Raw genomic sequence first — 22,702 nt, forward strand, 5'->3', positions numbered from 1 at the left:
ACCGCATCGGAGACGTGCAAGCGCTAAGGGAGACTGGCAATGAAACGGCTTCTTGTTACCGGTGCGGCAGGCCAACTCGGTCGCATGATGCGTCAACGTCTCGCGCCAATGGCGGAGATTTTGCGTCTTGCCGATCTCGCCCCGCTCGATCCGGCTGGGCCTAACGAGGAATGTGTGCAATGCGACCTGGCCGATGCGGCAGCCGTCGACGCTATGGTGGCCGGCTGCGACGGCATCGTGCATCTGGGCGGCATCTCCGTGGAAAAGCCCTTCGAGCAGATTCTCCAGGGCAATATCATCGGGCTGTATAATCTCTATGAGGCCGCCCGCGCCCACGGCCAGCCGCGCATCATCTTCGCCAGTTCGAACCATACGATCGGTTATTACCCGCAGACGGAGAGGCTTGGACCGGATGTTCCCTTCCGCCCGGATGGGCTTTACGGCGTCTCCAAATGTTTCGGCGAGAGCCTTGCCCGCATGTATTTCGAGAAATTCGGCCAGGAGACCGCGCTTGTCCGCATCGGCTCCTGCACGCCGGAACCCCTTAATTACCGCATGCTGTCCACCTGGTTTTCGCATGACGATTTCGTCTCGCTGATCGAGACGGCGTTCCGCGCCCCCGTGCTCGGCTGCCCCATCGTCTGGGGGGCGTCGGCCAACGATGCGAGCTGGTGGGACAATTCGCATCTCGGCTTTCTTGGATGGAAACCGAAGGACAATGCCGAGGCCTTCCGCCGGAAGATTGCCGAAACGACGCCGCAGCCGGATGCGCGCGACCCGATTGTCCGCTTTCAGGGTGGCGTGTTTGTCGACAACCCGATCTTCAAGGAGACGTGAAATGTCGCACGGACGTTTCCCGCTAAAAAGGCGGGATTGCATGCCAGGCCGCGAATGACGTATCGAGGAACGGTGCACGCAACCGACATTTTTTAGAACGGCGACCAAGATGACAAAAGCGACAAGCTCCGAACCGGCATCTCCACAAGGCAGAACGCTTGTGGTGAAGGTTTCGGAGGAACTCCGCAGCCAGATCGCCAAGGGCCGTTACAAGACGGGCGAACGTCTGCCCTCCGAAGCGCAGATGACGCAGGAATTCGGTGTCAGCCGTACCGTGGTGCGGGAGGCGATCGCCTCGCTGCGATCCGACGGTCTGGTGGAGCCGCGTCAGGGCGCGGGTGTTTTCGTACTGGAACCCGCACCTACGGAGCGACGTCCCTTCCACAATGTCGATCTTGCGCGCGTCTCCTCGCTGATCGAAATGCTGGAATTGCGCACCGCCGTCGAAGGTGATGCCGCCGGTCTTGCCGCCATTCGCCGCTCGCCGGCGCAGGAGGAAAAGATCATCGAGGCCTTCGATGCCTTCCGCGCCAGCGCCACCAGGGGCGTGCCTACGGCGGAAGCCGATTTCGCCTTCCATCTCGCCATTGCCGAAGCGACCAACAATCCCCGCTTCAGCGAGTTTTTGCAGGTGCTCGGCCCCACCCTCATTCCGCGCCGCGCCGTGGCCGAAAACGGCGCTGAAACCGTGCTTTCGCCCGCCGATCTCGCCCGACTCGTCGGTGAACACGAAGCGATCCTGATCGCGATACAGGACGGCGACGAAGAGGCGGCGCGCAGCGCCATGCGCAGCCACCTGAAAAGCAGCCAGACGCGTTATCGCTCCATGCTGCGCGCGCCGCGCTGAGATCGCCAGTTAAAACCGCATTGCATGACCGAGGAGAACGATATGCAGCAGCTTCCGACCTTCCCCACCGTTTCCCCCGACGATGGCGTGGAGCGCACCGTGCTTTCCGAAGCGCCGGAATTGATGGTGGTCTCCTTCCGCTTCAAAACCGGCGCCGAAGGCAGGCTGCATAGCCATCCGCATGTGCAATCCACCTATGTCGCCAGCGGCAGCTTCCGCTTTTACCGCGACGGTGAGGCCTACGATCTTCAGAAGGGCGACAGTCTCGTCATTCCCGGCCATATCGAGCATGGCTGCCTGTGTCTGGAAGAGGGCGAGCTGATCGACTGCTTTACCCCGCGCCGCGACGATTTCCTCTGATCCGGCGCTCAGTTCGCCGATAAATCCCGCAGGGTGCGTGGCAGGCTGTTCATGCATTCCGCTCCGGAGGCGGTGACGAGGAACTGGTCCTCGATCATCAGCGCGCCCAATCCTTCGCCATAAAACGGCGCTTCAACCGCAACGACCATGCCGGGAAGAATGATTTCCGGATTGTCATGGGAAAAGAACGGCCATTCCTCAATGCCCACGCCGCCGCCGACGGAATGGCCGAAATGGCCGCGATAATATTCGCTGAAACCATCGCTGCGCATCGAGGCCAGCATGGCGGCGTGCACCGCACCGAATGTGTTGCCGGGACGAAGCGCTTCCAGCCCACGGGCAAAGGCCGCCTCCAACGCGCTGAAAACATCGGCGGTCAGCGGCGAGACCGGCCCCCACGAAAAACTCCGCGCGCCATCCGATGAATAACCTTCGACCAGCGTGCCGACATCGGCCTTGATGAGCGCTCCCGGCGTGACAACCGCCGCCATATCCGACAGGGCCGGGCCGACGGAAATATAGTCCCAATGCCCGCTCAGCGAAAAACCGGATGTCGCAGCATGCGCCTGTACGCCGGATTTCCAGGCGGCGGAGAGCTGACCAAGGGCTGCTCCCGGTCGGACGGCGGCCGCCATCGCGACCAACCCTGCCTCAGCAGCGGCTGCCGCCTGCCTGAGAAGTTTGATCTCGCGTTCGGATTTTACCGCCCTCAGACGTTTGAGCACCGTAGAACCATCAATCCAGTTCACGTGGGGCAGCGCCTGACGCAGGGCCAAAAAATCGGCGGCAGGCATGAATTCTAGGTCTGCGCCAATGCGCGCGCCCGACAGTCCGCGCTCCCGCAGCAGGTCGGCCAGCAGGCCGAAACAGGCGGCGCGGTCGAATGTCTCCGGTCTCGGGCCACCGGAGTTGTTGCGGCGATAGGCGTCGTCCACCTGCGCGATGGTTTTGACTTCCGACAGATCGACCATGTCGATCCAGATGCGATGGCAGCGCAGATCGATCTCCGGCGCGGCCTTTCTCACAAGCGGAGCGGCATGATCGCTGACAACGGCGGCGAGCGTCACCCCGGCATCGGCTGGAACAAGCGCAATCGCTGAACCAGCCCTGCCCCACATGGTCGCCACGCCGGCAGGAGCACCGACGGCATAACGGAAGGCTTCGGGCTGGAACAGCACCAGCGCATCAATGTCCGCCTCCCGCATCAGCTGCTGCGCACGGCTTCGGTCGATATCGCTCATGGGAACCCCGGTGATTGTTTGGCGGCAGGTTTGTGAACCTACGCTTTAGCAGTCACCGGGAGAGGAAAGAAGGTGGAAGACATCTCTATGCCGAGTGTTGTCAGTTGCGCGAGCGCTTCCCGCTTGTTCTTCTCCCCGCCGGGGAGAAGTCCGCGGCAGCGGGATGAGGGGGGCAAGGGTAGAGTTATCCGGAGAGCTGGCCCCCTCATCCGACCCTTCGGGCCACCTTCTCCCCGGCGGGGAGAAGAAACGGGCGACAACATCTTGCCCAATATCGTTGAGGCGGCGGATAAACCCGCCGCCTCATTACTTTTCACGCCTCCAGCCACTTCACCTGCTCGGCTGTCAGCCTGATATCCAGCGCCGAAAGACTGTCCTCCAGCTCCGCAATCGTGCGCGGCCCGATCAACGGAATGACCGGGAAAGGCTGGGCGATGACATAGGCGAGCGCGATATGGATCGGGTGCCGCCCAAGTTCTTGGGCAAGCTCGATCGCCCTGTCCCGGCGAACGAAATTGCGGTCGGAATACCAGACGCGGACGATTTCTTCATCGTCCTGCTTGTCCCGCCCGGCACGCTCGGTGAAGAAACCGCGCCCCTGGCTGGACCAGGCGAAGTTGGGGATCTGACGCTGTTGCAGCCATTCTTTCCACTCGTCATCCGATGCAGCGACGCAGCCCGCCCAGATAGGGTCGAGCATTTCCGCCAGCGAAAAATTGTTGGAAAGCGCGGCCGGCGCCTGCTTGCCGTTCTTCGCAGCATAGGCGGCCGCCTCATCCATACGTTCGCGTGTCCAGTTGGAGCCACCGAAAATGCCGCGAACGCGCCCGCGCCGGACTTCGGCATCCATGGCGTCGACGAACTCGCCGACCGGAACCTCCAGATTATCGCGATGCATGAAATAGGCATCGACATAATCCGTCTTCAGCCGCGCGAGCGACTGATCGAGCTGCTTTGCGATCATATCAGGATAGCAGAGCGGCGAATGTGCGCCCTTGCCGATCAGCACGATCTCTTCGCGCGGCACGTTGCGGCTGGTGTGCCAGTCGCCGAAAATCGTCTCCGTCCTGCCTGCACCGTAGACATAGGCCGTATCGAAGAGGTTGCCGCCCGCTTCATAGAAGGCATCCAGCGTCAGCGACGCGGAGGCGAAATTGGGGAAGAATTCGAAACCGAGCGCGACCACGGAAGCGGGTTTGGCAAGGCCCGGAATCTGCCGTTTCGGCACTGCGTTTCCGGCCACGACCTTGCCGCCGGCAATATTCGCGACGCGCGACGTTGCTTTTTCAACGCTGTATTCAAGCCCGACGGAAGCCCGCCATTGATCCATGACACGCAGATTGCCGAGGCTGTCCGCCCAGGCCATGCCGGGTGCGTCGAATTCCTTTTTGCCATGCCGGATCGCCTCGCCGGCCGCGTCGACCTCAAAAGAATAAAGCCAGCGATCCTCCGGCAACTCGATGGTTTCCACCTTGTCGCCCCTGATAATATCGATGCGCCCGGTGCCGCCCTTGTGGCCGGCGGCGAACCAGAAGTCCTTGACCTCGATACGGCCCTCCGAGCCGATGATGCGCAGCACATTGTCCTGCGCCGCCATGATCGAGCACGAAACTTCGGCGACAATGCCGTTTGCGAATTTCAGCACGGCCGAGGCCCATTCATCGACGCCCGACTGGCCGAGATGGGCGACGCCCGCCACCTTTTCCGGTTCGGCGAAGGGTTTTCCGACCACGGCGCCGGCGATCAGCCGCACCATGGAAACCGGATAGCCGCCGACATCGAGAATGCCGCCGCCGGCCGTTTCATTGGCGAAAAGCCGGTGATCGGCCCGGAACGAGCCCATGTTGAAACCGAAGCTGGAGCGGATGATGCGGATATCGCCGATGGCGCGGGCTTTCACGAGTTCCAGCAATTTCGACGTCTGCGGATGCAGGCGATACATATAGGCTTCGCCGGCGAAAACGCCGGCCTTTTTTGCCTCGTGGAAAATGGCGTCGGCATCATAGGCTGAGAGCGCGATGGGTTTTTCCACCAGCACGTTCTTACCCGCCCGGATCGCCTTGATCGCCCATTCGGCATGGCCGGTGTGGGGTGTGGCGATGTAGACGGCGTCGATATCGGGATCGGCAAGCAGCGCATCGTACCCATGGATCACACGCGCACCGGCAAAGGCCTCGGCAAGGCCGGGCCTGTCCGGATTGCGTGTGGCGATGGCCTCTAACCTGCCGGTTCGGGAATGGGCAATGCCATCGGCAAAAGTTCTGGCGATGGTGCCCGGGCCGATGATGCCCCAGCGGATCGGTTGTTCGGTCGTCATGAAATCCTCGTCCTTCATATCAATCTTGGGTGCTTGGGAAAGGGTTCAGCGCAGGCGGTCGCCCTTGCTGTCGAAAAGGAAAGCCCTGCGGGCGGAAAGGCCGACAGTCAGTCGGTCGCGATTGCCGACATCGCGCGATTCCGGCCGCTCGATGATGAGCTGCTCGCCGCCTTCGGTCCGGGCATAGACATAGCTGGTATTGCCGAGATGTTCGGCGACATCGACATGAACGGTGAGATCGGCATCGCCCGCGCCCGCATCGGCAAAATGTTCGGGCCGCATGCCGAGCGACACTCTGGCTCCCTCGTTCAAACGGGCCGTGACCGGCAGGCTCAGCCGCACAGTAGGATCGCTGTCGAGGGAGAGCGTGACGCCCTCCGCGCTGCTGCCGACGATGGTGGCGTCGAGAAAATTCATCTTCGGCGAACCGACGAAACCGGCAACGAAACGGTTGCCGGGATCGTCGTAAAGATCGAGCGGCGCGCCGACCTGCTCGATATTGCCCGCCCGCAGCACGACGATCTTGTCGGCAAGCGTCATCGCCTCGGTCTGGTCATGCGTCACATAGATCATCGTGGTGCCGAGCTGCTTGTGCAGCCGCGAGATTTCCACGCGCATCTGCACCCGCAATTCCGCATCGAGGTTCGACAGCGGCTCATCGAAAAGGAAGACCTGCGGTTCGCGCACGATGGCGCGGCCGATGGCCACACGTTGGCGCTGGCCGCCGGAAAGCTGTTTCGGGCGTCGCTCCATCAGCTCGTTGATCTGCAGGATTTCCGCGGCGCGTTTGACCCGCTTTTGCGTATCGGCCTTGGGGTTACCGTTCATCCTGAGCCCGAATGAGAGGTTTTCGGCCACCGTCATATGCGGATAAAGCGCATAGGACTGGAACACCATGGCAATGCCGCGATCGGCCGGATCGGCATCGCTGACCGTCTTGCCGCCAATCACGATATCGCCACCGGAAATATCTTCCAGCCCGGCGATCATTCTGAGAAGCGTGGATTTGCCGCAGCCGGAGGGGCCGACGAAAACGACGAATTCCCCGTCTTTCACCTCCAGATTTGCGCCATGGATCACCTCCAGCGCGCCATAACGCTTCACAACGTTTTTGAGCGAAAGTTCCGCCATGCGGCCTCCCCTTACTTGACTGCCCCGGCGGAAATGCCGGCGATGAAGTGGCGCTGCAAAGCCACGAAAACCACGAGGATGGGTGCGGTGAGCAGCACGGCCCCCGCCATGATGCCGCCCCATGACACTTTGGTCAGCCCGATGAGGGTGCCAAGCGCCACGGGTGCGGTCATCATTCCTGGGCGGGAATTGATGAGAAGCGGCCAGAGGTAATTGTTCCACGAGGCCAGGAAGAGAATGATCGACAGTGCCGCCATGGTGGGCCGTGCCAGTGGCAGGGCGATGCGAAGGAAAATCTGCCATTCCTTGACGCCCTCCACCCTTGCCGCATCGAAAAGCTCGGTCGGCATCATCGAGAAGGATTGCCGCATGAACAAAACGCCGAGGGAATTGAACAGCGGCGGCACGATCAGGGCCACCCAGGTGTTGGCCAGCTTGAATTCGCGCGCCACCATGATGAACTGCGGGATAACGACAACGGCAAAAGGCAAGGTAATGGTCCCGAGAATGATGGCGATCACCACCCTGCGTCCGGCAAAGCGGTAACGCGCCAGCGCCCAGCCCGCCATGGAGGTCAGGAACACCGAAAGAACTGTGTAGATGACGGCAACGGTGATCGAGATGAACATGGCCCTGAGGAAATTGGTATCCGCCTGCAGGTTGTTGAAATTCTCGATGAAGTTGGTGGAGGGCGCTAGCACGATATCAGGGCTGAAAATGCCGTAATCCGGCATGGTGGAGAATACGAACATCATCCACAGCGGAAACAGCCAGACGATGGCAAGCGGCGTCAGCGCCGCATGCAGGGCGATCTTCTGCCAGAAAAGCGATCTCGATTTCGATCTCATTTCGGCTCCCTCCCGACCCAGAGATTGAGGAGTGAAATGGCGATGGCAAGCGCCGCCATGGTGTAGGCAATGGCCGAGGCGTAACCGAAATTGAGCGACGTGAAGCCTTGGCGATAGAGGAACAGCCCCAGCGTTTCCGTGCCGCCGCCCGGCCCGCCCCTGTTAGTGATGAGGAAGGGTTCGGCAAACAGCTGCATGGTGCCGATGACCGACAGCACGACGCAGAACAGGATGATGGGTTTAAGCAACGGCAGGGTGATATAAAAGAACTGCTGCCGCTTGCTGACCTTGTCGAGCGTCGCCGCTTCATAGACATCGCCAGGAATGGATTGCAGACCGGCCAGGATGATGATGGCGTTATACCCCGCCCAACGCCAGGTGACCGCGATGATGACGAGCGCCATGGCCGCATTGGCATTGTCGAACCACGAGACGGGCGAAAGGCCGACGGAGGTGATGAGCTTGTTGATGATGCCGAAATCGGCGCTGAACATCAGCCGGAAAACCGCCGCATAGGCTACCTCGCCGACAACGACAGGTGCAAAGAAGGCAAAACGGTAAAGCGGCCGTGCTTTCAGCAGCGGCGAGTTCAAGAGCACCGCCATGACGGTGGCGAGCGCGATCATGACCGGCACCTGAATGACCAGAATGATCAGCGTATTATAAAGCGCATTATAAAAGGCCGGATCGGAAACGAGCCGCCCCCAGTTCATGGAGGGCGCGAACCGCCATGGGTTGATGCGGGTATTCTGGAACGACAGCATGAACGAGCTGATGATCGGCCAGACCCAGAAGGTGGCGAAAATCAGGAGATAGGGCGCAAGGAACGCATAAGCGATCCTGTTCCTGGACGGCATGACGACCTCCATATGCCGGACGATGGGCCGGATAAATGGAAAAGCTTTGAGGCCTGCCCCCGTTTGAGGGCGAGACCATTGCAAGGCGGTGCGGCCTATTTCTTCTCCCCGAGGGGGAGAAGGTGGCCCGAAGGGTCGGATGAGGGGGCGAGCTCTCGGTCTATCGCTAACGTCGCCCCCTCATCCCGCTGCCGCGGACTTCTCCCCCTCGGGGAGAAGAAACCCGTGGCACCCGCTCGGCTCCTGAACCAGCGGATCACTCCGCAGAAATGACTTCACCCCTCAAGGGAAAATGCCATTGCAACACGGCGCGGCATATTTCTTCTCCCCGAGGGGGAGAAGGTGGCCCGAAGGGTCGGATGAGGGGGCGAGCTCTCGGTCTATCGCTAACGTCGCCCCCTCATCCCGCTGCCGCGGACTTCTCCCCCCGGGGAGAAGAAACCCGTGGCACCCGCTCGGCTCCTGAACCACCGGTTTACTCCGCGACCGGCAAACCCGTCGCCGTTTCGATCTGCTTGGCCGCATCGTCGAGCGCGGCCTTCGCATCGGGATATCCGCCGGCGAAATATTTCGTCTGCGTCGCCTTGTAGATCGCATCCGCATCCGACTGGAACGCCGTGCCACGGCTCGGCACGATCTTCGGCAGGGTGGCGAGAATGTCGGTCCACACCGCCTGCCCGCCCCAATAGGGCTGTTTTTCCTTGACGAATGGATCATTGATGGCAGACAGCAGCGAGGGAACGAGGCCGAAGGATTTCAGCATCGTCACCTGCCCTTCGTTGGTGGTGAGCGCGTAATCGATATATTTCCACGCGGCTTCCTTGTGCTCGGATGTCGAGCTGATCGCCAGCGACGAACCGCCGAGATTGGCGGCATGCGGACCGTCCGGCGTCAGGCTCGGCATCAGATAGACGCCCCATTTGCCGGAGAGATCGGGAGAGCCGGAGCGGATGGTGCCCTCGTACCAGGCGCCATACATCTGGCTTGCGGCCTTGCCGGCGGTATTGGCCTGAATTTTCTCATCCCAGATCGCCGCCGTGATGATGCCTGCGTCTTTCATTTCCTTGATCTTTTCAAGGGTCGCGACACAGGCGGGCTTGTTGATGGTGATAGTCTGGCCATCGGTCGAAAAGTAACCGCATCCCTGCTCATTGGCGATCATGCGGAACCATTCGCTGTCGCCGTTAAAATCGGCCTGCGCCATGACGGTGCCGGGGTTGGCGGCCATGACCTTCTTGCCGGCCGCAATGAAATCATCCCAGCTCTTGATGTTCGCCGGATCGACGCCTGCTTTTTCATAGAAGTCACGGCGGTAGAACACGGCCACCGGGCCGGAGTCCCACGGAACCGCATAGGCGACGCCGTCAACCTCCAGCTCCGTGCGCTTGAAGTCAGGGAAAAGCGCCTGTTTCTCAGGCGTATAGCCAAGTTCGGTCAGATTGGCGAAACAATCCGGAAAACGGCTCCAGAACAGTTCCGCCTCGAAATTCTCGATGGTGACGATATCAGGAAGACCATCACCGCCGGCTGCGCAGGCAGCCAGTGTCTTGTCAAAAACCTGATTGTTTCCAAGGTCTTCAACAACGATCTTGATATCCGGATTCTGCTTGTTGAAGCCTTCCACCGTGGATTTCAGCGCGGAAGCCGCGACGTTCCAGCTCCAGATGGTGACGGTTTCGGTCTGCGCGAAAGCCGGAGCTGCGAGAAGCAGCATGGCCGTAGACGCGCCAAGAAATTTCAAGCACATTGAAAACCTCCCTTTTTCAATTGCCGTTCTTCAGCGAACATGGGCACATTAGCGGCGGCAGGAAATCTGTCTCGTACAAAGGGAATATCGATTTGGCGAAAAGTAAGGTTGCCGAAAGAGCTTTTTACCAGCCCGGTGCGAGCAGCATCGAAGGTATGCCAACAACGCTTCAGCTGTTCCACAACCACCCGCCCATCATGCTCCGGCCCCACTGGCACGCGCAGGTGGAGGTGAATTACCTGATGTCGGGATCAGTGCATTACCGCATGGGCGATCACGACCTGACGCTCAACGCCGGCCAGATGTGTATCTTCTGGGGTGGCCAGCCGCATCAGATGGACCGTTCTTCCGATGATTCCTTTTACGCGGGTGCGCATCTGCCGCTGGTGCATTTCTTTCGCATGCGCCTGCCGGCCGCCGTCTCCAGCCAGTTGATGGGTGGTGCGACAATGGTGAGCGCCGAGACGGATAGGGCGGATGCGGAAAATTTCGGCCGCTGGTTCCGTTACGTCACCTCGGGCAATCCGGTGAAAGCCCAGCATGCGGTGGAGGAACTGCTGCTAAGGGTCGAGCGGATGTTCCTCGAGCCGTACACCGTCATCTCCTCTGCCCTCAATGGAAAACGCAGACAGGATGACGAGGGCATGGCGCCCTCCATTGGCGTGGTGCGCATGTGCGACTTCATCGCCGCCAATTTTCTCGACGATATCGACGCGACGGAGATTGCCCGCGCCGCGTCGTTGCACCCGAAATATGCAATGAACCTGTTCCGCAAATCGACGGGCATGACGCTAATCAAATATCTCACCCTGCTCCGGCTTTCCCGCGCACAGGCGATGCTGATGACGGGCAAGGACAATATTCTGCAAATCGCCATGGAAAGCGGTTTCGGCTCGGTCAGCGCCTTCAACAAGGCCTTTCGCCAGATATCAGGCATGTCGCCTTCCGATTTCCGCCGCGATATGCGGGCGACGGCGGCTTAATCTTCACTATCGGCGAAAGCGGAGCTGCGCTGCCGCGCCGCCTGACGGTAAGCGCGCGGCGAACTGCCGAGCATCCGCCGGAACATGGTGGTGAAAGCCGGGATGTTTTCATAACCCGCATCCAGCGCCACATTGGTCACCGCTTCGCCCGCCGCCAATCTCGGCAATGAGGCAAAGATGCAGGCCTGCTGGCGCCAGGTAACGAAGCTCACCCCCATCTCCCGACGAAAAAGGCGTGTGAAGGAGCGGCGGCTGATGCCCATTGCCGCGGCCCAGTCGTCGATCTCCACCCGCGCCACCGGCTTTTTAAGGAAGTCACGGCAAAGCGCAGCCAGCCGCTGATTGTCCGGAAAAGGCAAGCCCAAAGGGCGTTCCGGCAGGCGATTCACCTCATCCAGCAAAAGGGAGCGCACCAGGCCCTGCCGGTGAAAGGCTGACGGCTGGTGCTCTTCGGCCAACAATTCGGAAATAAGGCTCGAGGCCAGATCGGTTACTTCCACGACCTTTGGAGACATTGCCTGGAAGAGATCGGGATGGACGTAGATCGAGTGCATCTCGACCGTGGATATGACTTCGGCCTCATGTTGCAGGCCTGCGGGAATGAGCAGCCCGTGACCGGGCGGTATCATCCAGCGCCCGTCCGCCGTGCTGACGAGCACCACACCCCGGCGCGCGCACCAAATCTGCACACGGCTATGGTTATGGGGCGGTGTGCGATGCCCGGTCGGATAAACCCGATGAAGCGCCAGTACCGGCTCGTTGGTGCCGTCAATCAATTTCAGGCTACGCTCATGCTCTTCAAGCGTTACGCCCACGAACTGCGCAGATTTGATTTTAGCCATTTGGCCCACTCACAAAGAAAATCGTCCAGAACACAAATGCAGGCCAGAAACAATATGAATAAAAGCGGGAAGAAATAAAGACGTGTTTCCCGTTGTTTGAGCGGGAATCTGAAGAGGATTTACCATGGCCACCGTCACTAGCACCGGGTTCAACCCGCAACGCACGGCGTTTTCAATAATCGCAGCCGCCAGCTTCTGCCATATGCTGAACGACATCATGCAATCGCTGCTGACGTCGCTTTACCCGTTGCTGAAAGCCAATTACGCGCTTGATTTCGTACAGATCGGCCTGCTCACCTTCGCCTTTCAGGTCACCGCATCGCTGCTGCAGCCGGTCGTCGGCATGGTGACGGATCGCTGGCCGATGCCGTTTTCCCTGCCCGTCGCCATGCTGTCCACCTGCGCCGGCCTCATCACGCTCGCCTTCGCCCATAGTTTCGAGGTTCTGGTGATCGGAGCCTGCCTCATCGGCATCGGCTCGGCGATCTTCCATCCGGAAGCCTCTCGCGTTGCGCGCCTCGCATCCGGCGGCCGCCACGGTCTGGCGCAATCATTCTTCCAGGTGGGCGGCAATACCGGCACGGCTATCGGCCCGCTGCTCGCCGCTTTCATCGTCATCCCGCTCGGCCAGTCGAGCCTGAGCTGGTTCTCGCTGATCGCGCTCCTCGGCTTCGGCGTGCTTTCCTGGGTCGGCGTCTGGTACACCCGCCACCGCCGCGCAACCGTCGGCAAGGCCGCGGCCAGCCGCGCCCTGCCCCTCTCGCGCGGCACGGTGATGATGACGCTACTGGTGCTGGTGGTTCTCACCGCCACCAAGAATGCTTATCTCGCCAGCCTGTCCAGCTACTTCACCTTCTATACAATCGACAAGTTCGGCCTTGGCGTACAGGACGCGCAGGTTCTGCTGTTCCTTTTCCTCGGGGCTTCGGCACTCGGTGTGTTCTTCGGCGGCCCGATCGGCGACCGTTTCGGCTCCCGCGTCGTCATCTGGTTCTCGATCCTCGGCGTCATTCCCTTCGCGCTCATGCTGCCCTATGCCAACCTGTTCTGGACGGCGGTTCTGGTGGTTGTCATCGGCTTCGTCTTCTCCTCCGCTTTCTCGGCCATCGTCGTGTTCGCGCAGGAACTGGTGCCGGGCCGCGTCGGCCTCATCGCCGGCATGTTCTTCGGTTTCGCCTTCGGTTTCGGCGGCATCGGGGCTGCGGTTCTGGGCGTCTATGCGGATAAGGAAGGCATCGAATTCGTCTACCGCATCTGCTCCTACATGCCGCTGCTCGGCCTTCTGACAGTGTTCCTGCCGAAACTGCCGAGCCACCGCTAGGACCGGCCAATAGCGGCGGTCATTTCAAACCTGACCGCCGCCCCGCATCAGGCCGATTTTCGCAACATGAGGTCGGCACTGAGGAGAATGCGATCACGAATGCGGGTCGACTGACCCGCCTCCTCGTTCAGCTTCTGAAAAAGAAGCTCGATCGACAGCCTGCCGATCTCGTTATAATTCTGCGCCACGGTCGTAATCGGCGGGTTGGCGTAACGCGACAGCGGATGATCGTCATGACCGGCAACCCGCAGATCATACCCGGTGCCATGGCCGACCTTCATGCCCTTCTGCGAGGCAGCCGAAATGACGCCGAAAGCGATCCGATCATTGGCGCACAGGATGGTTCGGGAGGGCAGATCTCCCATTCGTTCGAAAAGCCGGCTCGCCTCATCGAACGCAAACCGCTCGAAATCCCATCGCGCGGGCTTCGCGACATCCAGGCACAAGGGTTCGCGGCCGAGACGCCGCATAGCCTCCTCATAGGCTATACGGCGCGTCGAGGAGTTGTTGTTGACCTGCGGCATATCGAAATAGCTGGGCGGCTCACCCGAGCGGCAGAGGTAATCAACGATCAGGTCAACGCTCTGCCTGTTATCAGTGCCGACAAAGGCCGACATCTCGTCCAGCGGCGAGTCGACATAGACGATGGGGATGGTAGCGGCGAGCTGTTCTAGCGTCGAGCAGTGCGATGTAACACCCAGCGGCGCGATGATCGCGCCCGCGATGTTCATGGACTTGAAAGTATGGATGGCACGGTCTTCGATTTCCGGCTTTCCATCCGAAGACAGCACGAAGGCAAGAAAACCGGCCTCGTTGGCAATCGATTCGATACGGTTCGTCAGGGCCATGTAGAAAGGGTCGGCATAATTCGGAATGACAATGCCAATAATATTGCTGCGACGGCGGTTGAGATTGACGGCAAACATATTCGGCCGGAAGCCGGATTTTCTAAGCGCCTCCTCTATTGTGTCCCGCGTCTTCTTACGCACCGAGGACGGGTCATTGAAGTATTTGGATACCGTCGGGCGAGAGAACCCGACGAACTCCGAAAATTCCTCCATCGTCCTGATAGACTTGGCCACAATGTTACCCCCAATGAAAGAATCATGGGTAGATTACATCGCTCTTTCCTGTCGCGAAAGACCGATCATATGCGCCTCCCGGAAGGCAAAACATCAGAGCGTACAAACTATACATTCGTTCTCATAACATAAGTATAATAGCTTCAAGTATCAGGTTCCATCGATCCGGGCGCCGCTCCTGTCGAAGACATGCAGCCGCTCCTGCGGGAAACCGACCCGAAGGGATTTGCCCGGCTGCAACAGCGCCCGGTCTGACGAAAACAGCTTGAAGGGCAATCCGTGCACGGTGAGATGCAAGATGACGCCGAGGCCGGTCGGCTCGACCAGATCGACCGTCGCTTCAACATCACCCTCGGCCGGCGCAACGGTGACATGTTCCGGACGGATGCCGAGCGTGACCGGCTCGCCATCGGCCAGCTTCACATCCCGGCCAAGCTCAAGGCGCGTGCCGTCACTCAGCACGACGAAACTACCGCCATTCTCCCGTCCGATCCGGCCTTCGAGGAAATTCATGCCCGGTGAGCCGATAAAGCCGGCAACGAAGAGATTGGCGGGACGGTCATAGAGATCGAGCGGCGCCCCGATCTGCTGCACATGGCCGGCATTCATGGCGACGATACGCGATGCGAGCGTCATCGCCTCGATCTGGTCATGGGTAACGTAAACCGAGGTTGCGCCGAGATCGGCATGCATGCGCTTGATTTCGGCGCGCATCTGTTCGCGCAGCCGGGCATCGAGGTTGGAGAGCGGCTCATCGAACAGGAACGCCTTTGGCTGCCGGACAATGGCGCGGCCCATGGCGACGCGCTGGCGCTGGCCGCCGGAGAGCGCCTTCGGGCGGCGGGCGAGATAGGGATCGAGGCCGAGTTTCGCGGAAGCACCGGCCACCGCCGCCGCGATGGTTTCTTTCGGGCTGCGACGCAGGCGAAGGCTATAGCTCATATTGTCGGCAACGCTCATATGCGGATAGAGCGCGTAGGATTGAAACACCATGGCGATATCCCGGTCCTTCGGCCGGCGATCATTGACGCGCTCACTGTCGATGAACAGGTCGCCGGACGTTATCTCCTCAAGTCCCGCGATCATGCGCAGCAACGTCGATTTTCCGCACCCGGATGGGCCGACGAGAACGATGAACTCGCCATCACCAATATCAAGATCGACGCCATGCAGCACTGCGAGGTCGCCATAGGTCTTGCCGACATTCTTCAGCTCGATGGAAGCCATGGGATTATCCTTTCACCGCGCCGGCCGTCAGGCCCTGCACGAGATAACGTTGAATAAGCAGGAAGAAGAGGCAGGCCGGAATGAGCGCCAGAACGCCCGCCGCCATCATCTGCCCGAAATCGACGGAGAATTTAGACACGAAGGTCAGAAGGCCGACCGGGAAAGTGGCGCTCTGGTTGCCGGAAATCAGCATCAGCGCAAACAGCAGCTCGCTCCATGCGGCGGTGAAGACGAAGCCGAGCGTTGCGGCAATGCCCGGCAGCGTCAGCGGCAGAATGATCTGGCGGAATGCCGTAAACCGGCTTGCACCGTCGATCATCGCCGCCTCCTCCAGATCCTTCGGAATGCCGTCGAAGAAGGACTGCATGAGGAAAGTGGCGAAGGGAACGTTGAAGGCGGTGTAGACGATGACGAGACCCGTCAGACTGTTGGTGAGGCCGAGCGGCGACAGCATCTTGAAGATCGGCGCGACCAGCATCACCAGCGGGAACATCTGGGTGATCAGCATCAGGGCGACGATCCAGTATTTGCCCTTGAAACGGAAGCGTGACAACGCGTAACCCGAGAGCGAGGAGAGTACCGTTACGGCAAGCGCCGTGGAACCAGCGACGATGACGCTGTTCTTAAAAAACGTCGGGAAGGCGCTGTTTTCTATGACGAAACGATAATGGTCCCATGTCGCCCGCGACGGCCACATTCGCACACCTTCGCTGTAGAGCAGGTCATTCGGCGTGACGGAGACCTTGAGTAGCCAGAACAGCGGGAACAGCGCAAAAGCGATATAGGCGAGGATCGCCAGACGATGGGCAAGGGTGAAAAATATCCTTGATGTCATCGGTCAATCCTTCTCGATCAGGCGCTGGCGCAGCAGCACGATCAGCATGGAATAGGCAAGCAGCAACACCAGCAGCACCAGCGCAATGGCCGAGGCATAACCGAAATCCAGACGCCTAAAGGCCTGGGTGAAGATGTAGCTGGCGACGATCTGCGTGCGGTCGGCCGGTCCGCCATTGGTCATGACGATGATGAGATCGGCGAAATTGGCAATCCAGACGGTGCGCAGCAGGATGGTGATGGCGATGGTGGGGGCGAGAAACGGCAGGGTGATCGAGGTGAAACGCTGAAGCGGATTCGCCCCGTCGATTTCCGCAGCCTCGTAGAGATCGCGCGGAATCGCCTGCAATGCGGCAAGCAAAGTGATGGCGAAGAAGGGAATGCCCCACCAGACATTGGCAATGATCGGCCCCCACATGGCGAGATGCGGATCGGCGAGAATATTGTTGGGTGCGGATAAAAGCCCGAGCGACACCATCCAGTGCGGCAGCGGCCCGATGACCGGGTTGAACAGCCATGCCCAGTTGAGACCGGCGAGAAAGGTCGGCACGGCCCATGGCAGAAACACCAGCGCCTGAGCGAGCCCCCTGCCTGCGAAAGGCTTATCCAGCAGCAGTGCCAGAATGAGGCCGAAGAAGAATTGCAGGAAAACCGAAGCGCCTGTCCACCAGAGCGTGTTTTTCAGCGCCCGGTAAAAGGCCGCGTCCTGCGACAAAGCCTCCAGGTGTTTCAGGCCAACGAAACCGCCGGAGAACGGGTTGAGCAGCTGCACGTCGCGAAACGCATAGGAGAGGCCAAGCACCAGCGGCACCAGCATGACGGCGACGATGAGCACCAGAACGGGCGCGCTGTAGAGCCATGGTTCGGCCCAATCAGCAAACCGCCGCATCGCGGGCTTGCCAGCCGGTTTGCGCGCAGCCACCGGCCCGGCGCCATGGGCATAGGACATTGTATCGCTCCCTGATCGGACGACGGAACGGACGGGTTTTCCAGCCTCTCGGCTCACCGATCCGAAAAATTGCAAGAAAAAGCCTGTCGCAGCGAAGGCCGGCAAGACCCGCCGCACGGGCATTTGCGCCCGCACGGCTGGTGCGTGTCGTTACTTCGAGGCGAGGAACTTCTGCTGCGCCTTCGTCATGTAATCCGCCCATTGCTTGGCGAGGTCTTCCGGCGTGATGTCGCCGAGCAGCGCTTCCTGAGAGGTCTTGATCACGAGCGAGTCCTTGAAGAAGGCGAATTCCTCAAGATAGGTCGGCATCGTCGTCGGCACGGCGTTCTTGTCCGCCAGTTCATCGAACCAGCCCTTGAACTGCTCGCTGGCATAGAAGGGGTCCTTCTCAGCCGACTTGTGCACCGGCAGCGCGCCCGTCTTCTTGTTCCACTCGATATTGCCTTCCGGTCCCTCAAGCGTCTCGATCAGCTTCCAGGAAAGGTCCTTGTTCTCGGATTTCGACATCATCGACCAGCCGGCGAAACCAATGGTGGGGAACGTCTTGCCATCGGGTCCCTTCGGCATGGTCATGACGCCGAAATCTTCCGGCTTCATGCGCTGGGCAATGGCGATCAGCGCATCCGGATCCTGATCGAGGAAGGCGCAGGTGCCGGAATAAAAACCGGCGACGATCTCGTTAAAGCCCCAGTTGACGCTGTCCTTCGGCGCCAGGCCGTTCTTGTAAAGATCGATCACATAGGTCAGGCCCTTCACCCAGCCGGGGCTATCGAATGTGGAAGTGCCGTCCTTGGTGAAGAACTCGTTCGAGCCAGCCATGGACGCGCCGAACATGACCCAGCCGTTGAGGCCGCCAGGGCCGCCGCGCAGGCAATAGCCGTATTTGCCGGGCAGTGCCGCGACCTTCTTGGAGGCGTCGGCAAACTCCTCGAGCGTCTTCGGCGGCTCCTTCACGCCGGCTTCGGCCAGCAGCTTCTTGTTGTAGAACATGGCGCGCAGATAAAAGCCGTAGGGCAGCATATAGGCGGTGTTCTTCACATCGCGGCCGAGTTCGAGCGTGCGCTCGCTCAAGCCCGCCGTGTGTTCCCACTTGGCGAGATAGGGTTCAAGGCTCTCCAGCATGCCGTTATTGGCATAAAGCGACAGCCAGGTATCAGGCATTTCCATCACATCGGGAATATCGCCCGCGGAAACCATGGTGGCGAATTTCTGGAAGGCCTCGCTCCACGGCAGCGAGATGATCTCTACCTTGGTGCCGGGATTGGCCGCTTCGAATTTCGAGACGATGCCCTTCAGCGTTTCGGTGCGTTCCGGGCTGGTGATGACTTCCACCAGTTTCAAGGTCGTGTCCGCCAGCGCCGTTCCGGTCATCAGGGCGGTGAAAATTGCTGCTGCTACCAGTTTTTTCATGTCGTTCTCCCCTTTTTGTGGTCAGTTTAAAAAACGTCAGGCGGCGGAGGCCGCCTTGATCGCGGGTTCGAGATCGTTCCAGAGCGCTTCCGTGCCCTCCAGCCCAACATGCAGGCGCACGGAGCGTGCGCTGATGCCGAAGGTGTGGGCGGAGTTTGGTTGCGCCTTCTGTTCGAGCACCACTTCGCCCGGAACGATCAGGCTTTCATGCCCGCCCCAGGAAACACCCAATTTGAAAAGCTTGAGCCGGTCGGCAAAAGCGCGCACATCCACCCCTTCCTTGAAAAGGAAGGAAAACAGGCCCGACGTGCCGTTGAGACCCGGCGGCAGGCGGTTCGCCAGCCCGGGATGGCAGACGGTTTCCACGACGTCGAGCGCGTGAAGACGCGTTGCGATATCCAAAGCCGAGGCCTGATGCGCCTTCATGCGCAGCGGCAGGGTGCGCAGTCCGCGAATGAGCAACCATGCATCGAAGGGAGACATCTTGCCGCCGAGATAGGGATAGGTTTCCGCCCGGATGCGGTCGATCATCGCCTTCGAACCGGCAACCACGCCGGACACCACATCGCTATGGCCGCCGAGATATTTCGAGGCCGAATGCACGACGAGATCGACGCCAAGCGAGATCGGCTGCTGGAAGACCGGGCTTGCCCAGGAATTGTCGATGACGGTGACGGCGCCATGCCGTTTGCCGATGGCGGCCAGCGCACCGACATCATGCGCTTCCATCACCCAGCTCGTCGGGCTTTCCATGTAGAACAGCTTTGCGCCCGGCATCGCCTTTTCAACCGCCGCCTCATCACGACCATCGACATAGACGACCTCGATATTCATGCGCTGCATGAAGGTGCCGAACAGGCGGAAGGCATCGGGATAGACATGGCGCACCGCGACGAAGCGGTCGCCCGGCGAGACGAAGGACAGCACGGTGGAGGAAATGGCCGACATGCCGCTCGCAAAACCGAGCGCATCTTCCGCCCTTTCGAGCTTCGCCAGCATTTCCTCGAACAGCCGCACGGTGGGATTGAGCCCGCGCGTATAAACCGGCCGCACCTTTTCGCCGCGATAGGTGGAGACCATCTCGTCATAGCTGGAAAAGGTGAAAAGCGAGGTCTGCACGATGGGCGGCACCACGGCGTCGAAGGCGTGGGCTTCGTCATGGGCGACGATCAAAGAGGCGGGATCAAAGAGATCGTTGCCATGGTTCATTTCGACATGTCCTTGATATCCTCCTCGACGACGGCGAGGATTTTCAGTGTTTCTTCACGGGCGGTCTCCGCATCGCCCGCAGCGATCGCGTTGAACAGGGTACGGTGAAAGGGAAAGGAGCGACCGGCGAAATCCGGGCGGTCGAACGGTTTCGACCAGAAACGTTCGAAACCTTCGCGCATCTGCTCCAGAAGCTGCTTGAACAGCGTATTGTGGGTGGCGTCGTAGATCGACAGATGGAAGGCAAGGTCGGCTTTACCGGAGGTGCCTTCGGCCAGATGCACCCGCTCCATCTCATCGAGCCGCGCTTCCATGGTGGCGATATCGTCTGCCGTGCGGCGACGAGCGGCGGCCATGGAGGCCTCCACTTCGATGCCGCGTCGTACTTCCAGCGTCATCAGCAGCGCGTCGCGCAGGCTTTCGGCATCGATGGAGATCGGCATATGCACGGTGGCGGCGGAAATCGGTTTCAGGAGGTAGTTCCCGCTGCCCTTTCGGCTGTCGATCACACCGAGCGCCTGAAACTTGCGGATGACTTCGCGGATGGTGGACCGCCCCACGCCCAGCGCCGCCATAAGTTCCCGCTCCGCCGGCAGCCGATCTCCCGCCTTCAGTCCAGCCCGCTCCACATACTCGGAAAGCGCAGCCTCCACCTGGCGCACACGGTCGCTCGGCGGAATCGGCTGCATGAGTTCCCGGCTGGACCTGTCCAAAACGCATCCCCTAAATTGGTCTGACATCTTACCATTTCAAAAGGTAAAAGGAATGTCAACGGGCAAGGGACGCTGTACGCTCCTCTCAGCAAAATCTCGTATGCTGCTGAAAAAATAGAAATAATGAAATGCCCAATGTGTCTCTTGGATTATTGGTGCAGCAAAAAAGTAACTGCGCGATCCCTCGATATCGAAAAGTCAGAGTGCGGGCTTGAAGGGAATCGATTGTGCCGCATCACGACGACTGAGAGCCGCCGATTAAGCCGTCTTCACGCGAGCCACCTGACGCGCCAATGCGTCGGCATGCTCATTGCCGACAGTGCCGGAATGCCCCTTGCACCATTCTACGGCCACATGGGGATGCTGCTCGAGCAACGTGTCGAGCTGCTGCCAGATTTCCCTGTCAGGGATCGGTCTTCGGCGGCTACGCTGGTTGGGCGTGATGCGCGTCCAGCCATTGTTGCGCCAGATCGCTCTATACCGCCGACAGCCCTCAATGACATGAACTGCATCCGTCCAGAGCGTGACTGCCCGCGTTGGCGCCTCAGCGGCGATCCACAACATGGCATTCAGGACGGCGAGGACCTCGAACGTATTGTTGGATGTGCCGGCCGCCTTGCCCGAGGCCGAATGGATTTGGTCGGCTGTTTCATAAACGACGAACGCCCATCCTCCGGAACGGGAGGCGTCATCGAAGGAGCCGTCGGTGAAAATGTGAAGCGCATCGGACATGACGGGTTGTGTAGCACCCAATCGGAAACCACTAAAGCAACACGCCATTTGAGAAGGTTTCTTCGGTGCCAATAGCGTTTCCCCCTCGCAGGCAGCCAAAAAGCGCGGGCAGAAAAGCAGAAAGGGCGGCGCAAGCCGCCCTCCCCGACTCCACAACGAAAGAGCTGAACTTACTGGCCGAGAACCGCCGCCGTGATCGTCTGCATATTGTGATTGATCATGTCGATATAGGTCGAAGCCGGGCCATCGGCAGTCGAAAGCGCGTCGGAGTAGAGCGTGCCACCAACCTTGAGACCGGTTTCGCTGGCGATCTGGTCGATCAGCCGCTTGTCGGTAATGTTCTCGACGAAGATCGCCGAGGCCTTGTCATGTTTTACCTGGTCAACGAGCTTGGCGACATCGGCGGCCGAGGCTTCTGATTCCGTTGATACGCCTTCGGGCGCAAGAAAATTCAGACCATAGGCATGCTCGAAATAACCGAAGGCGTCATGCGAAGTAATGATGACGCGTTTTTCCGGCGGGATGGCGGCGATCTCGGTCTTCACCTTCTCGTTCAGCGCGGCAAGCTTGGCGATATAGGCGTCCGAATTGGCGGTGTAGGTGGCGCAACCGGCCTTGTCGACTTCGCAAAATGCGCCGGCAATGTTCTTCACGTAGATTTCCGCGTTCTTGATCGACTGCCAGGCATGTGGATCGTATTCGCCGTGATGGTGATGCCCCTCATGGCCGTGGTCGTGATCATGGGCCTCGGCGGTCTCATGGCTGTGGCCGGCTTCTTCGGCCTTGTGGTCGTGGCCATCCTCTTCCTCGGCTTCCGGATGGGCGTGACCTGCCGGCTCTTCAGAAAGCTTGAGCGGCTCCACACCCTTGGTCAGTTCCACCACCGGCGCCTTGGTGCCGCTGGTGTCGATCAGCCGCTTCAGGAAGCCTTCGAATTCCAGACCGTTGACCAGCACCACATCCGCCTTGCTGACGGCGACGGCATCGGCCGGGCGGGGTTCATAAACGTGGGCGTCACCATCCGGCCCCACCAACGTGGTGATCTCCACGCGGTCACCGCCGACGTTTTTAGCAAAATCGGCGATGATCGAGAAGCTCGCCACGACCTTGAGTTCGGCGGCGGACGCCTGCGCCATCAGGACCGGGGAGAGGGAAAGAAGGCTGACGCCAGTGGCGAGACGGAGGGTTTTGAACATGAAGGTTCTCCTTTTTCGA

At 60.1% G+C, this 22,702-nt stretch carries 21 protein-coding genes; 5 read left to right on the plus strand and 16 right to left on the minus strand.

Annotation, left to right across the window (positions count from 1 at the left end):
• Positions 1-39: 39 nt before the first annotated feature.
• From BS627_RS16235 to BS627_RS16245, 3 genes are all read left to right on the plus strand, one after another.
• Positions 40-837 carry an NAD-dependent epimerase/dehydratase family protein gene (locus tag BS627_RS16235; protein ID WP_077984216.1) on the plus strand — a complete coding sequence of 266 codons (798 nt, stop codon included), beginning with the start codon at positions 40-42 and terminating at the stop codon, positions 835-837.
• Between the two features lie 109 nt (positions 838-946).
• Positions 947-1,684, plus strand: coding sequence for a FadR/GntR family transcriptional regulator (locus BS627_RS16240; RefSeq protein ID WP_077984217.1), 738 nt, complete (start codon positions 947-949; stop codon positions 1,682-1,684).
• Between the two features lie 42 nt (positions 1,685-1,726).
• Positions 1,727-2,044 carry a cupin domain-containing protein gene (locus BS627_RS16245; RefSeq protein WP_003522691.1) on the plus strand — a complete coding sequence of 106 codons (318 nt, stop codon included), beginning with the start codon at positions 1,727-1,729 and terminating at the stop codon, positions 2,042-2,044.
• 8 nt (positions 2,045-2,052) lie between these two features.
• On the opposite strand, the gene BS627_RS16250 is transcribed toward BS627_RS16245, so the two are convergent.
• From BS627_RS16250 to BS627_RS16275, 6 genes are all read right to left on the minus strand, one after another.
• Positions 2,053-3,285: a M24 family metallopeptidase gene (locus BS627_RS16250; protein WP_077984218.1), complete on the minus strand. Its 1,233-nt coding sequence runs from the start codon at positions 3,283-3,285 to the stop codon at positions 2,053-2,055.
• A gap of 313 nt (positions 3,286-3,598) precedes the next feature.
• On the minus strand, positions 3,599-5,602 hold the full coding sequence (locus tag BS627_RS16255) for an aldo/keto reductase (protein WP_077984360.1): 2,004 nt from the start codon (positions 5,600-5,602) through the stop codon (positions 3,599-3,601).
• A 45-nt stretch (positions 5,603-5,647) separates the two neighbouring features.
• A complete protein-coding gene (locus BS627_RS16260) occupies positions 5,648-6,733 on the minus strand; it encodes an ABC transporter ATP-binding protein (protein WP_077984219.1) in 1,086 nt (361 codons plus the stop codon).
• An 11-nt stretch (positions 6,734-6,744) separates the two neighbouring features.
• On the minus strand, positions 6,745-7,581 hold the full coding sequence (locus tag BS627_RS16265) for a carbohydrate ABC transporter permease (RefSeq protein WP_077984220.1): 837 nt from the start codon (positions 7,579-7,581) through the stop codon (positions 6,745-6,747).
• Positions 7,578-8,438, minus strand: a complete 861-nt coding sequence (locus BS627_RS16270; protein ID WP_065656190.1) for a carbohydrate ABC transporter permease — start codon at positions 8,436-8,438, stop codon at positions 7,578-7,580. The genes BS627_RS16265 and BS627_RS16270 overlap by 4 nt, the downstream gene beginning before the upstream one ends.
• A 475-nt stretch (positions 8,439-8,913) precedes the next feature.
• Positions 8,914-10,185, minus strand: coding sequence for an ABC transporter substrate-binding protein (locus BS627_RS16275; RefSeq protein ID WP_077984221.1), 1,272 nt, complete (start codon positions 10,183-10,185; stop codon positions 8,914-8,916).
• A 92-nt stretch (positions 10,186-10,277) separates the two neighbouring features.
• On the opposite strand from BS627_RS16275, the gene BS627_RS16280 reads away from it, so the two are divergent.
• Complete coding sequence (locus BS627_RS16280; protein ID WP_077984222.1) at positions 10,278-11,168, plus strand: helix-turn-helix domain-containing protein; 891 nt, start codon at positions 10,278-10,280, stop codon at positions 11,166-11,168.
• Here the strand turns inward: BS627_RS16280 and BS627_RS16285 are convergent.
• Positions 11,165-12,010, minus strand: a complete 846-nt coding sequence (locus BS627_RS16285) for an AraC family transcriptional regulator (RefSeq protein ID WP_077984223.1) — start codon at positions 12,008-12,010, stop codon at positions 11,165-11,167. The two genes, BS627_RS16280 and BS627_RS16285, sit on opposite strands and share 4 nt — an antisense overlap.
• Positions 12,011-12,134: 124 nt before the next feature.
• Here BS627_RS16285 and BS627_RS16290 point away from each other — a divergent pair, with 124 nt between their 5' ends.
• Positions 12,135-13,331, plus strand: a complete 1,197-nt coding sequence (locus BS627_RS16290) for an MFS transporter (protein ID WP_077984224.1) — start codon at positions 12,135-12,137, stop codon at positions 13,329-13,331.
• Between the two features lie 47 nt (positions 13,332-13,378).
• On the opposite strand, the gene BS627_RS16295 is transcribed toward BS627_RS16290, so the two are convergent.
• From BS627_RS16295 to aztC, 9 genes are all read right to left on the minus strand, one after another.
• Positions 13,379-14,392 (minus strand): LacI family DNA-binding transcriptional regulator, encoded by a 1,014-nt coding sequence (locus BS627_RS16295; protein ID WP_077984225.1) that lies wholly within the window; start codon positions 14,390-14,392, stop codon positions 13,379-13,381.
• Between the two features lie 171 nt (positions 14,393-14,563).
• Positions 14,564-15,640 (minus strand): ABC transporter ATP-binding protein, encoded by a 1,077-nt coding sequence (locus tag BS627_RS16300; RefSeq protein WP_077984226.1) that lies wholly within the window; start codon positions 15,638-15,640, stop codon positions 14,564-14,566.
• 4 nt (positions 15,641-15,644) lie between these two features.
• Positions 15,645-16,475 (minus strand): carbohydrate ABC transporter permease, encoded by an 831-nt coding sequence (locus BS627_RS16305; protein WP_077984227.1) that lies wholly within the window; start codon positions 16,473-16,475, stop codon positions 15,645-15,647.
• A 3-nt stretch (positions 16,476-16,478) separates the two neighbouring features.
• The gene (locus BS627_RS16310; protein WP_003499971.1) at positions 16,479-17,423 is read right to left on the minus strand and encodes a carbohydrate ABC transporter permease; all 945 of its coding nucleotides are present in this window, start codon (positions 17,421-17,423) and stop codon (positions 16,479-16,481) included.
• Positions 17,424-17,573: 150 nt separating this feature from the next.
• The gene (locus tag BS627_RS16315; protein WP_077984228.1) at positions 17,574-18,833 is read right to left on the minus strand and encodes an ABC transporter substrate-binding protein; all 1,260 of its coding nucleotides are present in this window, start codon (positions 18,831-18,833) and stop codon (positions 17,574-17,576) included.
• Positions 18,834-18,869: 36 nt separating this feature from the next.
• Complete coding sequence (locus BS627_RS16320) at positions 18,870-20,042, minus strand: PLP-dependent transferase (protein ID WP_077984229.1); 1,173 nt, start codon at positions 20,040-20,042, stop codon at positions 18,870-18,872.
• Positions 20,039-20,731, minus strand: a complete 693-nt coding sequence (locus BS627_RS16325; RefSeq protein WP_162520603.1) for a FadR/GntR family transcriptional regulator — start codon at positions 20,729-20,731, stop codon at positions 20,039-20,041. Before BS627_RS16325 ends, BS627_RS16320 begins: the two co-directional genes overlap by 4 nt.
• A gap of 282 nt (positions 20,732-21,013) precedes the next feature.
• Entirely contained in the window at positions 21,014-21,487 is a 474-nt protein-coding gene (locus BS627_RS16330; protein WP_077984231.1) for a ribonuclease H family protein, read from the minus strand.
• Positions 21,488-21,657: 170 nt separating this feature from the next.
• On the minus strand, positions 21,658-22,683 hold the full coding sequence (gene aztC / locus BS627_RS16335; RefSeq protein ID WP_077984232.1) for a zinc ABC transporter substrate-binding protein AztC: 1,026 nt from the start codon (positions 22,681-22,683) through the stop codon (positions 21,658-21,660).
• Between the last annotated feature and the right edge of the window lie 19 nt (positions 22,684-22,702).

Origin of the sequence: Agrobacterium salinitolerans, from assembly GCF_002008225.1 — a bacterium.
Lineage (GTDB): Bacteria > Pseudomonadota > Alphaproteobacteria > Rhizobiales > Rhizobiaceae > Agrobacterium > Agrobacterium salinitolerans.

Bases quoted from the DNA above. Each gene is read 5' to 3' on its own strand.
- BS627_RS16270 (WP_065656190.1), bottom strand. From the start codon at position 8,438: ATGCCGTCCAGGAACAGGATCGCTTATGCGTTCCTTGCGCCCTATCTC.
- BS627_RS16300 (WP_077984226.1), bottom strand. From the start codon at position 15,640: ATGGCTTCCATCGAGCTGAAGAATGTCGGCAAGACCTATGGCGACCTC.
- BS627_RS16290 (WP_077984224.1), top strand. From the start codon at position 12,135: ATGGCCACCGTCACTAGCACCGGGTTCAACCCGCAACGCACGGCGTTT.
- BS627_RS16265 (WP_077984220.1), bottom strand. From the start codon at position 7,581: ATGAGATCGAAATCGAGATCGCTTTTCTGGCAGAAGATCGCCCTGCAT.
- aztC (WP_077984232.1), bottom strand. From the start codon at position 22,683: ATGTTCAAAACCCTCCGTCTCGCCACTGGCGTCAGCCTTCTTTCCCTC.
- BS627_RS16235 (WP_077984216.1), top strand. From the start codon at position 40: ATGAAACGGCTTCTTGTTACCGGTGCGGCAGGCCAACTCGGTCGCATG.
- BS627_RS16245 (WP_003522691.1), top strand. From the start codon at position 1,727: ATGCAGCAGCTTCCGACCTTCCCCACCGTTTCCCCCGACGATGGCGTG.
- BS627_RS16320 (WP_077984229.1), bottom strand. From the start codon at position 20,042: ATGAACCATGGCAACGATCTCTTTGATCCCGCCTCTTTGATCGTCGCC.
- BS627_RS16330 (WP_077984231.1), bottom strand. From the start codon at position 21,487: ATGTCCGATGCGCTTCACATTTTCACCGACGGCTCCTTCGATGACGCC.
- BS627_RS16250 (WP_077984218.1), bottom strand. From the start codon at position 3,285: ATGAGCGATATCGACCGAAGCCGTGCGCAGCAGCTGATGCGGGAGGCG.
- BS627_RS16295 (WP_077984225.1), bottom strand. From the start codon at position 14,392: ATGGAGGAATTTTCGGAGTTCGTCGGGTTCTCTCGCCCGACGGTATCC.
- BS627_RS16305 (WP_077984227.1), bottom strand. From the start codon at position 16,475: ATGACATCAAGGATATTTTTCACCCTTGCCCATCGTCTGGCGATCCTC.
- BS627_RS16275 (WP_077984221.1), bottom strand. From the start codon at position 10,185: ATGTGCTTGAAATTTCTTGGCGCGTCTACGGCCATGCTGCTTCTCGCA.
- BS627_RS16260 (WP_077984219.1), bottom strand. From the start codon at position 6,733: ATGGCGGAACTTTCGCTCAAAAACGTTGTGAAGCGTTATGGCGCGCTG.
- BS627_RS16255 (WP_077984360.1), bottom strand. From the start codon at position 5,602: ATGACGACCGAACAACCGATCCGCTGGGGCATCATCGGCCCGGGCACC.
- BS627_RS16285 (WP_077984223.1), bottom strand. From the start codon at position 12,010: ATGGCTAAAATCAAATCTGCGCAGTTCGTGGGCGTAACGCTTGAAGAG.
- BS627_RS16315 (WP_077984228.1), bottom strand. From the start codon at position 18,833: ATGAAAAAACTGGTAGCAGCAGCAATTTTCACCGCCCTGATGACCGGA.
- BS627_RS16325 (WP_162520603.1), bottom strand. From the start codon at position 20,731: ATGCAGCCGATTCCGCCGAGCGACCGTGTGCGCCAGGTGGAGGCTGCG.
- BS627_RS16310 (WP_003499971.1), bottom strand. From the start codon at position 17,423: ATGTCCTATGCCCATGGCGCCGGGCCGGTGGCTGCGCGCAAACCGGCT.
- BS627_RS16240 (WP_077984217.1), top strand. From the start codon at position 947: ATGACAAAAGCGACAAGCTCCGAACCGGCATCTCCACAAGGCAGAACG.